Consider the following 14,542-nt stretch of genomic DNA (forward strand, 5'->3'; position numbering starts at 1 on the left):
CTATCAATATTATCATATTTTTCAGACATTTTAACCCCAATATCTATTTCCCACATTTTTCTATATCTTTTCTTCATATGAAAGCTTCATAGTGTCAACTGTAACATGGTCGAGTGCACAAAATTGCTTATTCTATCTTTTTCAGTTTTATCTAATTCTTGCCAACTTTTACCTAACATCATAATACACAATTTATTATGAATTGACCTTCTGTTTTCGTTATTTATGATTGCGAGTCTTTCATTTATTTTTATCCTTGGGGATTCGCATTGATAGTGTTCCGCGTCCGCATAGCTTTTGCATACATCAACTATCCTCTTGTGCAGGACTGGATTGTCTTCTTCTTCTGGCATCTCGAATTTTAGGCCGAAAATATGGGCAATTGTATCAAGATCATCATCTGCCACTCCTTCTAGATTTTTGCTAAAAACATTTTCATCTTCGTTAATTATATTGTTTTGTATTTGTTCATTCATATTATTTAAACAATCATTTGATGGTTTTTTTATTTAAATAAATATATCTTTTTTCACTGATTATTTCAAAAGTGATATTGGTTGCATCTTTTAACAATGGGTTATTAACCCTGTCTGCCCATTCAATCATCGTCAAAACCTCTTTATTATTAAAATATTCCAAAGCGCCAATATTAACAAGCGCATGGTCATCTTTTATTCTATAAGCATCAATATGACATAATTTCTTTATACTTGAGTGATTTTGAACTTCGTATATTTTCATATATACAAATGTTGGGCTTGTAAGCTCTTCCTTTATGCCAAGCCCTGCGGCAATTCCTTTGCTAAAAACTGTTTTACCAGCTCCTAGGTTGCCAATAAGACCAACAATATCTCCGCCTTTCAACTCTTTTGAGTAGTTCTTAGCAAATTCAAAAGTTTCTTTTTCTGTTTTAGTTATTATTTTTTTCATAGTCTTATACTATTATTTTTTCAATAAAAAGGCAAATTAAAAAAGGCTTCAGATATCTGAAGCTTTTTAGTTTGTGGACCCTAAGGGATTCGAAGGGGTGAGCCCCAACAACTCAATCGTAAATGTAAAAATATTTCCATACATTATTACCTAGAAGCAACACTCTCAGATGTCCTTTAATTTATCACACATAAGGGTTTTCACATTTAAACTTCCACATAATAAAATACACCAGATAAATCTGGTGTATTTTATTATGTGGACCCTAAGGGATTCGAACCCTTGACCCCCTACGTGCAAGGCAGGTGCTCTAGCCAGCTGAGCTAAGGGCCCATTTTCCAAAAATAAAAATATTGCCGTAGCAATAAATCAATTCTTTAGATATATTAACACATTTTTTAAAAATTACAAGAGCTTAGCCCTAGAAAAATCTATCTTCCAGAGTTGTTATACTTTGTTAAAGGGGTGGTAATCCACTCCATAAAGCCTCCTAGAAGACCGCTTATGGCCATCATACCCAAAATAGCTACTATTATTCCTAAAAGTTTATAACCCAGTCTTGACCCACCGGAAGTAGATAGATTTCTCTCAAAAAAATCAACTCTGCCGAAAGCCTCTAGCATGGTTTCTGATTTTATTACAATCAAAGCTCCTACAATTAACAAAATTACTCCCAAAATAAACATCATATAATTATCTTATATAATTTAGTGGATTATATTTTACACCATCAATTGTTATCTCAAAATGGATGTGTGGTCCGGTTGACCATCCAGTCGAGCCCATTTCTCCAATCGCTTCTCCTTTTGTAACATCGTCTCCTTTGCTTACATAGAATTTGGACATATGAGCATATCTAGTCTTTTTACCACCACCATGATCTACAATAATATTGTTTCCATAACCATTGCTCCAACCAACAAATTTAATGTTCCCTGTATCGGCCGCAAATAATGGTGTCCCTGTTTTATTGGCAATATCTAGACCCTTGTGACGCCAAGAATAATATTGAGTTATTCTGTTGCCAACTGTTGGCCAAGCCATTTTATTTGCAACGGTTTTTTGAGGGGCTGGTTTTACAATGTTTTTTATTGCCTGAATACCCGTATAAGATTGTGTTGCTTTTTTCACGGAAGCCACGCTTACAATTTTAGATCCACCTGGAATAAGTAGTTTTTGACCAATAGACAATTTTGAACTTAGAGTCATGTTGTTGGACTCTAGAATGTCTTCAATTTCAATATCATTTAAGCTAGCTATGGCACCAAGAGTATCCCCACTCTTGACTTTATGAGTTAAACCTGTTTCCGGAAGAATAGACAACTCATCTCCTGGTCTAATAAGGCCATGTGAATTTAAATCATTCTCCCAAAGAATAGTATTAACTGAAATTCCAAATTTTTGAGCTATTGTGCTAATGGTATCCCCTGATTCAACAACATATGAGACAGCATCTTTTCTCTTCACGGCTTGAGTTTTAATTGCAACCTGAGGTGAATTTAAAATATTTTCTTCTGTTTGATCAAGGAGGGGAGAAATAGCAAACTTATCTTCATCGACAACTTCTTGATCGATTTTTAAATTATTACTTAGGGACCCTTCTTCACCAAGGTAACTTTGAGTTAAACCAAGACTTAATTCTTCGGCACTAAGAGCACTTTCAAAATATATGTCTTGTTCAATTTCGCCAAATTCACTACTGACGATGTGAGCTATAATTGGTTTTTTGTTTCCTCCATTCAATTCTCCCGCTTTTGTTCCTTGAGCCAAATTAGTAAAGACAAAAGATATTGTTATAAAAATCACAACTATATGTACTAACTTTTGTCCAAAAATGAAGTTTAAAAAGTTTCCCCTTATCTTATTCCAACCAATTTTATTAGTAAAAGACAAATAAAAAGAGTAGGAACGAACTATTATTTTACTGAAAAATAGTTTAACTATTGTATTAAAAAGTTTCGAACTAAACTTAATGACTTTTAAAAGAAAAATATTCTTAAAAATAATGAGAATTTTAAGAAATACAAGAAGTATACTTGCCATTAAGAAGATTACAAGCTCTTTAAATTTGCTAAGGATGGGGTTTATTTTCGTTCTTTTTCCCCTCCTGCTTCTAAAGGATGAATTGTATTTTTTATATGAAATATTATTTTTCTATTCAATTAAGCACCTGTAATTTTATCATTTCGGGACAATTCGGTCAATAAACAAGCTAATTAAAGCTTACTAGTATTTTAAAAATAAGTTTTTTAAAATTTAATGTTGACTTTATTTGAACTTGACTATATGATTCAAGTATGAATAACAAATAAATTTATGGAAGAAGTAATAGATGAAATCTATGAATTGGTTAAGAAAAAAATGTCTGAGCAAGGTGCTTATGATAGAGATTCTTTTCGAATGCTCATAGATGAAACAATTGTCTATTTTCATGAGAAAGGGAAAATAACTGACAATGACAATGAAAAATTTATTGTTGATCAGTTAATGCAACGATGGGAATTTGCTAAAGAAGAATTATCATATTAAAAAAATCAGGCTTTCGCCTGATTTTTTTTAAACCTTGATAATAACAGGTAAAACCATTGGTCTTCTTTTTGTTTGACCAAAGAGAAACTGACCAATCTCGTTTCTAATCTTATTTTTAACATGTTCATCATCAGCTGGAGTTCTAGGGTCATGATCCTTGATCATTTTCTTTACTTTCATTCTTGTTTTTTCAATTAGCTCTCTATTCTCTTTCATATAAACAAAGCCTCTCGAAATAATATCAGGATTTCCAATAGGATCTCCTGTTTTTGAATCTATTGTAGTGATTACTACTATCATTCCATCTTCTGACATTACTTTTCTGTCTCTTAGAACAATATTGGATATATCACCCACTCCTAAACCGTCAACCATCACATAGTCTGTCGGAACTTTAACATTTGTTTTCTTTCCAATAGCTGAGGCTGCTCCTTTTTTCTCGAATTCAATAACCTGACCATTGTCAGCTACAAATATTTTTTCTTCTGGTATTCCGACTTGAGAAGCTAGCTCAGCATGGGCTGATAGCATATAATGACTACCTTCAATAGGCATGAAATATTCTGGCTTTAAAAGTCTCATCATTAATTTCAAATCTTCTTGTTTGGCGTGACCACCAGCATGAACATCCATCATTCTATAATTAATAATTTTTGATCCTTGTCTAACTATTTTGTCCATTAAGTTTTGAATACTTCTCTCATTCCCCGGAATAATTGATGATGAAAAAATAACAGTATCACCTTTTTTTAGTCTAATAGATTTATGCTCTCCACTAACTACTCTACTTAAAAAAGCATTTGTTTCACCCTGAGCGCCTGTGCCAAGAATTATTACTTTATCATCAGGAGTCTTTTTAAACCCGGCTTCATCTAATAATACTTTACTATCAAATTTTAAATATCCAATTCCATGAGCAATTTCAACATTGTCATTCATGGTTCTGCCTTCAAGGAATATTCTTCTGTTGTGTTTTGCGGCTAAGTCAAATATCTTCTGAATACGACTAAGCTGAGAAGCAAAGGTTCCAATAATTAATCTTCCTTCAACTTTGTCTATAATCCTACTCATCTCATCTCCAATCGCAGACTCTGACATTTGATAGCCTGGGCTTCTTGAGTCTGTCGAATCCGACATGAGAAGTTTAACTCCACTTTGTCCAATTAAAGCTATCCTATTTAGGTCAGCTGGTTTGTCATTTACTGGAGTGTAGTCAATTTTGAAATCACCCGTGTGAACTATAGTTCCAACTGGAGTATGAATGATAATCGCAAAACTATCTGGAATAGAATGATTTACTCTTAAAAATTCTACTCTAAAATTCTTTCCAAGTTGCACTACTGATTCATCAGTAATTTCAGAAATATTTGTTTTAGGTACTCCTCTGTATCTTTCCATTCTTTTACGAACAAGACCTGCTGTTAATTTACCCATAAACATTGGTGGGTTACCTAATTTTTCCATCAAATGAGGGATAGCTCCAATGTGATCCATGTGGCCATGAGTAATAATTGATCCTTTGATTTGTTCTTTTTTATCTTCAAGATAAGTAGTATTAGGAATAATATAATCTATTCCAGGCATATCTTCATCAGGGAACATCAATCCCATATCGATTGTAATTATTTCCTTGTTATATTCTAGAAGAGTCATGTTTATACCAACCTGTTCAAGACCACCTAAAACGATAATCTTTAATTTATCCTTGTCTCCACCCGTGGAAACAAATTTTGTTTTTTGCATAACAGCGTTAGGATTTTTCTTCTCTACTGTTTTTCTTTGCACATCCCCTGTATTTTTTTTAATTGGGGTTGTGTTTGTTTTTGATTTATATTTTGTGTACATAATGTTTTTTCTTGACTTAATTGTTCTAATATAAGAATATCAAAATAAATAAGTATTTTTATGAGTTCTTAATTAATTTTTACCAAATAATTTTTTTACCAGTATTTATATACCAGTCTGAAATATTTGAAAATCTGTCACTAGGATTTGAGATACTAGTAACATTAAAGTTTTTTATATCTTTTTTTTGAATATATGTGTATATAGGTGAGCTTATAAAAATAGTTGGAACTTCTTCAACTAGAATATCTTGAAACTCATAATACATTTTTTGTCGACTACCTTCATCGCTTATAACTCGTGCTTCAGACAATAGTCTGTCTACTTCGCCATTAAAATAATTGGAAATATTATTTCCCCCCGTAACTGCCTGGCTAGAATGCCAAAATGAATAAACATCAGGATCAAAACTTAGAGATTGGGTGTATAATAGAGCGTCATAGTCTCTGTTTCGAATAATCTCTCCATTAATTTCTTTTGAGCTATATTCATTAACAATTGTTTTAACGCCTATTTCTTCCCAATATTTTTTTATAGCTTCAGCAATTTTTATATTATCTATCGAATTAATAGTAGAAATATTAACAATAAAATATTCTATTTCATCATCATCATTTTCTCTTGTCATCCAAAAGCCTTCTCCTACTTTGATTTCATTTTTTTCTTCCTCATCCTCGTCACCTATCAAGTCTTCGGCAGTTACTGTGGCTAGTGACCATCCGTCTTTCTCGAGAAGATTTAAAGCCTCATTCTTGTCATAGTTATACTTTTTAATATCACCCTTATAAGCAAAGCTATCTGCCAGAATTGGAGACTCGGCCAATCTAGCATTATCAGAAAAAACATCGGCTACAATTTGTTCTCTATCGATGGCAAAGGCAAGCGCTTGCCGTGTGTTCTTTTTTTCTAGAAATGGATTTTCTTTAGAATTAAAATTTAGACTCATTATCTGAGCTAAATTCAATTTATAAAAGTTTAGTGAATTTTGAGCTGCAACCTGTTCTTTAAATTCTTTTGGTAAATAGGCGATTCCATCAACAAGATTTCCGTTTAAGGCTACAATTAGTTCTTCGAAATTCGGGAAAAATTTAAAAACGATTTTCTCTATATACGGTAAAGAACCGTAGTATTTATCGTTAATTTCCAGTTCCATTGAGCTAATCTTACCAAGTGAAGAGTCATTAAAGAAGCCCTTAACTTTATATGGACCTGAACCGATTGGTTTTAAATTCAAATTAACGAGAAGAAAGGATTCTGGGCTTAACTGTTCCCAAAGATGTGCTGGCATTATCCCAAATGTAAGCAAATCCTTAAAAGCAGCGTATGGCTGAGAGAGGCTTATTTTGATTGTTAACTTATCAACCTTACTTACCGATATCCCCGACAAGCTTGATCTAAGAGGTGATTGATATTTTGAATCAACTATTGTGTTTATAGTAAATATCAGATCATCTGCGCTCAATTCTTCGCCATCATGCCAAAGAACGTTGGGCTTAATTTTTATTGTATATTCTTTTTCGTCTTCTGATAAATTAATGTCATCAAGCAGATCTTCTTTTAACCCTCCTTTGCTGTCCCTTTGATAGAGTGAGGAAAAAATCAAAGAAGAAATATCGTTATCAACATCATTTATACTCGAATAAAGAGGATTGATATGTTTAGGCGCACCAATTAATCCCTCTGTATATTCGCCACCACTAACTGGTGTTATTTCTAAATGTGTCATATAAAAAGAAACCGCTACAAAAGATATACTAGTAAAAATAAGAAATGTACTTATTTTTATTGCGAGTGCTTCTTTTTTGTTCAAGTATTTACCAATGTATTTGAACTGTTTTAGAGTTGGGATCTTTGATTTAGAAAGAGAATAAACAAGTTTTTTATTAAAATCAAAATTGGCACCAGGAGTATTCCCTTTGTGCTTTTTGGTTAAATACTTTTTTTTGAAAGTTGTTATTATATTCTTCAAATATCTCAACATAAAATTTAAAAAACCAATTCTCTTTAGCAATATTGTTGATTATTGAGTAAATAGATTAAAATAGAAGACTTGCAACAGAAATGGTAAAGAATAAAAATGCAAGAACAATTGTTGCTTTAAAAAGAGTTTTATCTAAACCTCTTTTTGTACTAAAGTTGTTTCCCCCACCTCCACCAAATAAACCAGATACTCCTCCTCCTCTATTTTGAAGAAGTATTACTGTTATTAGTAAAACGGAAACGATGATTTGCGAATATTGAAATAATTTCATATCAAATTATACTATTTTTTAACTTCAGTCACAATCGCTGCCATTATCTCTTTGTTGTTTTGTGACAAGTCGGCCATGATTTTTCTATCGACTTCGATGTTGTTTTTCTTTAGCGCGTCAATAAATCTAGAATAACTAAGAGCGTGCTCTCTCACAAAAGCATTAATCTTAATCTGCCAAAGACTTCTGTTTACTCTTTTTTTCTTTCTTCTATCCATGAATGCATGAGATCCGGCATGAAGAACAGCTTCTTTAGCTTGCTTGATTTTATTCTTTCTTCCCCACTTATAACCCTTAGTTTTAGCTAGGAGCTTATTTCTTTTTTTTACATGGTTTGGTCCTCTTTTTACTCTTGGCATATATTTTAAAATCTAAATCTCTTTAAACAGAATTTAGCGTAATTATTTTTGAATTAAAGTTCTGATTGTTTTTATAAAACTTGGGCTTGAATCAATGTCTCTTCTTTTATTCCTCTTTGTTGTACCTGATTCACGTGCATTAAAATGAGCCTGTCCAGCTTTTCTTTGCTTGACTTTCTCTGTTTTTGTAACTTTAAAGCGCTTTGCAGTGGCTTTGTGTGTCTTCATTTTTGGCATATCCTTTATCTAAAACAAAAAGCAGGCTAAAATAGAACCTGTTCTTCTATATTAATTTTTTTTATTTACCAATAGTATATTAAACCTTCCTCCTTGTTTTGTCAAGTCCTGCTCTCTCAGTAGCTCAAACTCTTTAACTGCATCGAGCTCGGCAACAAAATTCTTGATTGTCTCCACCGCCTTGTCTGGATGAGCTTTCTCTCTACCCTTTAATATTAAGACAATTTTAAGCTTATTCCCTTTTTCAAGGAATTTTTTAGCTTGAGCCAGTCTAAACTCAAAATCATGCTTAGATATTCTTACAGATAGCCTAACCTCTTTAGTATCGACCTTTTTCTGTTGCATTCTCTGTTTGTGAGCCTTTTTCTCTGATTCGTACTTAAATTGGCCATAATCCATGATTTTGGCTATAGGTGGGACTGCTCTTGGATTTACCTCCACTAGGTCCTGTTCAAGCTCTTTGGCAATCGCAATGGCCTTTAGAGTGTTAATTTCACCAATCTGCTCCCCTTCTTCTCCAATCAAAAAAACCGTCTCAGATCTAATCTGGTCGTTTGTATAAAAATGCTTTTCTATTTTCGGTTTCGCCTTCTTCCAGGATCTTCGCATAAGTTAAAAGTATTATTTTTCAATAAATTCTCTTTTGTAATTTATTATAATAAATTGATGAGATTATTTATTTGTTATCTTATATTACAATAAACTTTTCAATAAATCAATAGACAATGAATTCTACTAAAAAATCAGATCATATAATAAAACTCCCAACAATTGTTGAGAATTTTATTATATCTGAGCTCCAAAGTAGATGGTAGTCAAACCTATTTTAGGGCTAGGCTATTAAATGAAGTAAAGCAAATTTATTTAAAAGATTAATTACCAGCTTTTTGGTTTATGAAATTTTCCAATCTTATCAGTTAATTCGTCTGGAAATTGTAATTTTGGCAGCACTTTTGAGAATATATATTTTATATTAGAAGAAGCCTTTTGTAATTTTTTGTTAGTTTTTGGATATGGATTTAAAATTTCAACCGTTTTTCCTAGCTCATTCTTCACAATCCTTAAAGCTCCAGATAAATCAGAATCATTTGATATCACAATAGCAACGTCAAATAAATCTTTATGAGCATCATTTACTAAGCTTATTCCTAAATTAACATCAGAACCCTTCTCTTCCGTTTTTTTAATTAAAACATATTGAGGTTTTGGATAATTATCATCGTCGGCTAAAGGCATTAACTTATCATATAAATCAAAAAATGAAATTAATACTTTTTGCCTTATGCCTTTTTTGTTTTTAGAAACTAGGGGTCTTCTTACGATATTTTCCTGAAAGGATCCTAGTGTTTTTCTAAAACTTGGCAATGTTTGCAAGGCTCTAAGATATATTTGTTGATTGATAGGACTTTCTTTGTCATCTCTTCTTTCTTTTACTAGTGCTGTAAAATAATTGATTTTAGTAATATTATATTTTGGATAATAAAATTTACATAATTTTTCCAAGTCTAACCATTTATGTTTGCCTCCTTTTAGAGATCCATAAAACAAATTAAATCCATCTATATAAACACAGGCATTTTTTATTTCAGTCATGAAAGTTTTTAGATAAAAAGCAAGGACTGCCGAAGCAGTCCCGCGTTCTGCCACCGAAGCAACAGAAGTAGTATGATTATATTATACATTGTTTTTGTAAAAAGTCAATAATTTAAAATAACCATAAATGGACGGTAGTCAAACTTTTCATTTTTACCCAATAAAAACAGCCCCTTTCGGGACTGCTCTTCTCGTTATGAGCGGGTAACGGGAATCGGACCCGTCTTTCCACCTTGGCAAGGTGATGTAATAGCCACTATACCATACCCGCCTACGCTGAAGCTTCGGCGGGCAGGCCCGCTGATGCTCCTGTTTAACCTTGTTTGCAATAATATGACAGAAAGCCTACCATAAGACAATGTAAATACCTGTAAAATAAAAAGTTAAGAAGTGTTTCTTAGCTAAGATTATTATAAATCATACTTATTTTTTTGACAAGGGCTAATTTTTGAAATATTTTTCCAAAACAATTCTCCATATTTCCATTGTATCATCTTTATAACCCTCTCTATATATCCCAGAAAGTCCTGGATTTGGATTTACTTCTATTACTATAAAATTATCAGGAAAATCAGAATCACCATCAACAAAAATATCAATTCCGCAAACTTTCAATGAAAAAACTTTCATCAACCCGGAAACCCATTTGTTAATTTGCGTTGGTACAACTTTCTTATAATTTTTAATCTCACCTCCTGCAGACAGGTTTGCTTTTGATGATATGTTAATTTTTCTATTCTTGGGGAGAATAGATTCAAGATTAAAACCATTTTTACTCAAAACACCCCTAAAGAAAATATCTGTTTCGAGTATTTTATTTTTCTTTTTAGTTATTTTTTGATTTAGCTCAACCAACAACTCGTCTACCCTTTTCTTCCCATCACCGCGCAAACATGCCGACTTTCTTTGATACATAAATTGTACTCTACCATCAACAGCAAAGATTCTATATTCATCCAGGTTTTTGACCTCTTGAATAATCCCAATTTCAGATATTTTTTCAATTTTAGAAAGATGCTTTAATAATTCTCCTTCTTTATGTATTATCTCGGCTAACAAGCCGGAGCTTGAATCGTTTGGCTTAACAAACACCGGATATTTATCTTGAGCATAATTTAGAGCATCACATATTTCTCTTCCATTTTTTCTATAATCAATATGCTTGTCATTGAGAAAAAAATGCTCGCCCTTGATAGTCCGAAAGCCCTTTTCTTTTAAAATCTTTGTCGTCCATGTTTTATCTTTTGTAATACCGGAGGAAAACGAAAAATTAAGAGGAAAAGTTCCAGGACGCTGATTGCTTGAATAAAATGATTTTTTAGAATTAGAAATTTCCGCTAGATTATTTCCAACACGATCAACGATTTTAAAATCGTATTTATATTTTTTACAAGCTTCTTTTAACATTTGTAGTGAATATGGCAATTCGGGTTTCATTTTTTCTACATTAATTTTTTACCGTTTACTAATTTTTTATCAGGAACAGCCAATACAACCTCTCCTCCATCTTGAACAAAGCCTGTTATTAAAAATTCAGAAATAAAGGGGCCTATTTGTTTTGGAGGGAAATTTACAACTCCAATTATTTGTTTCCCTGCCAACTCATCCTTTGTATATAATTCCGTTATTTGAGCACTAGATTTTTTTATCCCAATTTCTTCACCAAAATCAACTGTTATTTTATAAGCTGGTTTTCTGGCTTCAGGGAAATCATTAACCTCAATAATTGTGCCGACACACAATTCAACTCTATCAAACTCATTCCATGTTATTTCTTTCATATTTTTTCAATTATGCTTACTATCTCCCCGAATGATGATATTATTTTATAAGGTTTACCCTCTTCCAGAGTTTCTCGACAATGAAAACCAAAATCAACCGCAATGGTTTTTAGACCAATCTCATTAGCCTCCATAATATCTCCGAGAGTGTCAGTAATAAAAATACAATCACTAGTTTCTAATTTATATTTTTCAAAAATATATTTGAATTTATCAACTTTAGATTTAGATGCTTTCCTCCCAAGCACTTCTTCAAAATTATTTATTATTCCATTATTTCCTAGATAATCTGAAACATTCTTTTCCTCCCCCGAGGTGACTACAAATAATATACTTTTTTCACCTAGTTTCAAAATAGCTTCCCTAGTTTCTTTTTTTATTTTTAAAAGGGAAATATCGTTACAGATAAATTCACCGTACCCCTTCCAATTTACATTTTTGAATTCCTCTGGAGTATTAAGGTAGAAATTTTTTTTATGCATATCCCTGTAATCTTCTTTCGAAAGACTAATTCCAGAGAAGTCTTTTACTTTTTTTCTATGAAATTCAAAAGTATCATGTATAACACCATCAAAATCAAATAATATTGCTTTCATTTATTTTACAATTTTTAATTTTATTATCTTTACTTCAGTTTCTGAGGATATTCCGATATTATAATATTTAGAATATGTTTCATAAATTTCTTTTTTATTCTTAAACACTTCATGCCCCTTTTTGTCACTTTCATTTAACTCTCCAGAAGTTGTTATGTTGGTAGACAAAACTCTTGCTCTAGCGAATTTATTTCCATTCACATAACACAAAGAAAGCTCATCATTTTCTGAAATGCCTCTTTTATCATTTATCCTCCAAGTATTGGTTTTTTCTCCTTTTAAAATTAAGTCTGGTAGTGGCGCTGCAAATTCTAGTTTTTTCATAATATTTCTAGTCTACGTACGTACGCGCGTACGTACGTTCATTAGTACGTTAACAAAATTTAAAAGATGGGAACCAGACCCATTCCAATTATCATTACTTTTTAAATTTAATGAAAAATCCTTTATTAATTATATAATATTAGGTGTTTTTTGGAAATAGCCAAAAAAAATAAGGCTCTAAACTATAAAACCTTACCTTTTGTGTCAAAACTATTTTTTTAAAGAATCCCTTATTTCTCTCAAAAGGACAATATCCTCAGGAGTCGGAACTACTTTTTCTTTTTCTTCTTCTTTCTTTTTAAATTTATTGATTTGTTTTACAGCTATAAATATTGCGAATGCAATAATAACAAAATCTATGACAGAATTAATAAACATTCCATAGTTTAATGTAACTGCCTCAGCATCACCAGCTGCTTTTTTTAAAGTAATTGCTAAATTTGAAAAGTCTACACCACCCAGCATGACACCTATCGGTGGCATGACAATATCAGATACAAAGGAGCTAACAATTTTTCCAAAAGCTCCACCAATTATAATACCAACTGCCAAATCAATAACATTACCCTTAACAGCAAACTCTTTAAATTCTTTAAACATAAATTTTTATATAAATATTATTTATTAATATAATTAAAAATAAATTAAAATAGTATTACTCTTTAATTACACAAAGATTGTTTTCACACTCCAATTCTCCCGTGAAAACAAAGTCACACTGAATTTTAGGAGGGTTTTTCGTACAATATTCAATTTTTTCTTTTTTATATTTATCAATATTTTCTTTGCTGACAACTTTTATTTTGCAATCTTCGCAATCACTGTAAAAAATAAGGCAATCATCTTTTGAGGTACAAGTCTCCTCTTTTTTGTCTATAACACCAGCGCACTCCAAGTCATCCACGCTCCAACACCTACCTTCACCGCAATCACAACTATAAACCATATTAAATAAACATGATTCACCAAGACTACAAAAGTCTGCGCAAGAATTTGAAAATTTCGTCCATTCTCCACCACTTTCCAGGCAATATTTATATTCCTCCGGATTGTCTTTAATACTAAATTCTAATAGGCTATCGACTTCCTCGACTGGGGGGTTCTCCTTATGTGTTTTCAGAGAAATAAAAAACACCAAAAAAAGAGTGCCAACAATTAAAAAGATATAAGTAATATTTTTGATATTTTGATTCATAAATCCTTTTAGAAAAAACCGTAACATCATAAACGTTGTTTGATAACGTAGTTAAAGATTTCTTAATCACCATCGGAAATTTTTTAGGGTGATTTAATTTTTATTTATTTTCAAATATTTTATTTAAATTTTCGTCGGTAATTCCTAGATTTCATAAAGGGGTCAGGTACCTTTTTTAGGTCTCCCCCTTGATCTCAGGGTGGAGTTAAGTCCTAGTTTTTCTGATATTTTTTTTACCCAATTTTCAAACCCCAAAGGACGGCCTCTCTGTATTGAAAGTCTAATTTTCTCCAATTCCTCGTTTTCATTTTTCTGTTTTTGGTTAACCCATTCTAAATAATTTTCATCATACTGAAGTGGCCACTTTGATAATAATTTATTTTGTTCAATGCTCCCTTTTTCTCTAATCCACAAACTAGACCATCTCCAATCCTCGGCTCTTTTAACTAGTTTGGCTCTAAGTGGATTTCTTTCAATATATCTAGATAGTTTTAAAAAATAATCATCATTACTAACAGGAAATGACTTAAATCTTCCTTAATAAACGTGTCCACGTCCAATAGTGTTGTAATACGTATGATATCTCTGAGTATGGGTATGCGTCATCCAACGCATAAATTTTGATAAATCTTCTCCTTTTTTAGGAGAGAGAGAGCAAAATGCCAATGATTGGGCATTATGCAAAATGATAATATTTTAATTGAGGGAAATTTTTCTTTAGCCTCAAAAATTATTTTTTCGAATGCCAAAAAATCTTTATCTTTGTTAAATATTTTTTCTCTGCCGTTGGCACGATTTATTACATGATATATCATCCCATCTTCGGCAGCTCGTATTATTCTTACCATACTGGAATGATATCATAATTAATAAGAAAAGGTACCTGACCCCTTTATTCTTT

19 protein-coding genes and 2 tRNA genes are annotated in these 14,542 nt (G+C 31.9%); 1 reads left to right on the plus strand and 20 read right to left on the minus strand.

Annotation, left to right across the window (positions count from 1 at the left end; genetic code table 11):
* Positions 1–86 precede the first annotated feature (86 nt).
* The 5 genes from PF572_05815 to PF572_05835 form a co-directional block, all read right to left on the minus strand.
* Positions 87–476, minus strand: coding sequence for a hypothetical protein (locus PF572_05815; protein ID MDA3840576.1), 390 nt, complete (start codon positions 474–476; stop codon positions 87–89).
* A 13-nt stretch (positions 477–489) separates the two neighbouring features.
* On the minus strand, positions 490–930 hold the full coding sequence (gene tsaE, locus PF572_05820) for a tRNA (adenosine(37)-N6)-threonylcarbamoyltransferase complex ATPase subunit type 1 TsaE (protein MDA3840577.1): 441 nt from the start codon (positions 928–930) through the stop codon (positions 490–492).
* Positions 931–1,189: 259 nt separating this feature from the next.
* Positions 1,190–1,263 (minus strand) — tRNA-Ala (locus PF572_05825).
* Between the two features lie 98 nt (positions 1,264–1,361).
* Positions 1,362–1,619, minus strand: a complete 258-nt coding sequence (locus PF572_05830; GenBank protein ID MDA3840578.1) for a hypothetical protein — start codon at positions 1,617–1,619, stop codon at positions 1,362–1,364.
* Between the two features lie 4 nt (positions 1,620–1,623).
* Complete coding sequence (locus PF572_05835) at positions 1,624–2,736, minus strand: M23 family metallopeptidase (protein ID MDA3840579.1); 1,113 nt, start codon at positions 2,734–2,736, stop codon at positions 1,624–1,626.
* Between the two features lie 510 nt (positions 2,737–3,246).
* Between PF572_05835 and PF572_05840 the strand changes: the two genes are divergently transcribed.
* Positions 3,247–3,459 carry a hypothetical protein gene (locus PF572_05840; GenBank protein ID MDA3840580.1) on the plus strand — a complete coding sequence of 71 codons (213 nt, stop codon included), beginning with the start codon at positions 3,247–3,249 and terminating at the stop codon, positions 3,457–3,459.
* A gap of 27 nt (positions 3,460–3,486) precedes the next feature.
* Here PF572_05840 and PF572_05845 read toward each other — a convergent pair whose 3' ends face one another.
* From PF572_05845 to PF572_05915, 15 genes are all read right to left on the minus strand, one after another.
* Positions 3,487–5,304, minus strand: coding sequence for a ribonuclease J (locus tag PF572_05845; protein ID MDA3840581.1), 1,818 nt, complete (start codon positions 5,302–5,304; stop codon positions 3,487–3,489).
* 79 nt (positions 5,305–5,383) lie between these two features.
* On the minus strand, positions 5,384–7,273 hold the full coding sequence (locus PF572_05850) for a peptide ABC transporter substrate-binding protein (GenBank protein MDA3840582.1): 1,890 nt from the start codon (positions 7,271–7,273) through the stop codon (positions 5,384–5,386).
* Positions 7,274–7,340: 67 nt separating this feature from the next.
* Entirely contained in the window at positions 7,341–7,556 is a 216-nt protein-coding gene (gene secG, locus PF572_05855; protein ID MDA3840583.1) for a preprotein translocase subunit SecG, read from the minus strand.
* 11 nt (positions 7,557–7,567) lie between these two features.
* Positions 7,568–7,915, minus strand: coding sequence for a 50S ribosomal protein L20 (rplT, locus tag PF572_05860; protein MDA3840584.1), 348 nt, complete (start codon positions 7,913–7,915; stop codon positions 7,568–7,570).
* 42 nt (positions 7,916–7,957) lie between these two features.
* Positions 7,958–8,152, minus strand: coding sequence for a 50S ribosomal protein L35 (gene rpmI / locus PF572_05865; protein ID MDA3840585.1), 195 nt, complete (start codon positions 8,150–8,152; stop codon positions 7,958–7,960).
* A 51-nt stretch (positions 8,153–8,203) separates the two neighbouring features.
* Entirely contained in the window at positions 8,204–8,761 is a 558-nt protein-coding gene (gene infC / locus PF572_05870) for a translation initiation factor IF-3 (protein MDA3840586.1), read from the minus strand.
* Positions 8,762–9,028: 267 nt separating this feature from the next.
* A complete protein-coding gene (locus PF572_05875) occupies positions 9,029–9,745 on the minus strand; it encodes an NYN domain-containing protein (protein MDA3840587.1) in 717 nt (238 codons plus the stop codon).
* Positions 9,746–9,944: 199 nt separating this feature from the next.
* Positions 9,945–10,016 (minus strand) — tRNA-Gly (locus PF572_05880).
* Between the two features lie 170 nt (positions 10,017–10,186).
* Complete coding sequence (locus tag PF572_05885; GenBank protein MDA3840588.1) at positions 10,187–11,182, minus strand: hypothetical protein; 996 nt, start codon at positions 11,180–11,182, stop codon at positions 10,187–10,189.
* 5 nt (positions 11,183–11,187) lie between these two features.
* On the minus strand, positions 11,188–11,526 hold the full coding sequence (locus PF572_05890) for a tRNA-binding protein (protein ID MDA3840589.1): 339 nt from the start codon (positions 11,524–11,526) through the stop codon (positions 11,188–11,190).
* The gene (locus PF572_05895) at positions 11,523–12,122 is read right to left on the minus strand and encodes an HAD hydrolase-like protein (protein MDA3840590.1); all 600 of its coding nucleotides are present in this window, start codon (positions 12,120–12,122) and stop codon (positions 11,523–11,525) included. Before PF572_05895 ends, PF572_05890 begins: the two co-directional genes overlap by 4 nt.
* A complete protein-coding gene (locus PF572_05900; protein ID MDA3840591.1) occupies positions 12,123–12,446 on the minus strand; it encodes a hypothetical protein in 324 nt (107 codons plus the stop codon).
* Positions 12,447–12,656: 210 nt separating this feature from the next.
* On the minus strand, positions 12,657–13,046 hold the full coding sequence (gene mscL / locus PF572_05905) for a large-conductance mechanosensitive channel protein MscL (GenBank protein ID MDA3840592.1): 390 nt from the start codon (positions 13,044–13,046) through the stop codon (positions 12,657–12,659).
* A 55-nt stretch (positions 13,047–13,101) separates the two neighbouring features.
* Entirely contained in the window at positions 13,102–13,641 is a 540-nt protein-coding gene (locus tag PF572_05910) for a hypothetical protein (GenBank protein ID MDA3840593.1), read from the minus strand.
* A 602-nt stretch (positions 13,642–14,243) separates the two neighbouring features.
* Positions 14,244–14,489 carry a transposase gene (locus PF572_05915; protein MDA3840594.1) on the minus strand — a complete coding sequence of 82 codons (246 nt, stop codon included), beginning with the start codon at positions 14,487–14,489 and terminating at the stop codon, positions 14,244–14,246.
* Between the last annotated feature and the right edge of the window lie 53 nt (positions 14,490–14,542).

It is taken from the genome of Patescibacteria group bacterium (assembly GCA_027858235.1).
GTDB lineage: Bacteria > Patescibacteriota > Patescibacteriia > Patescibacteriales > BM507 > BM507.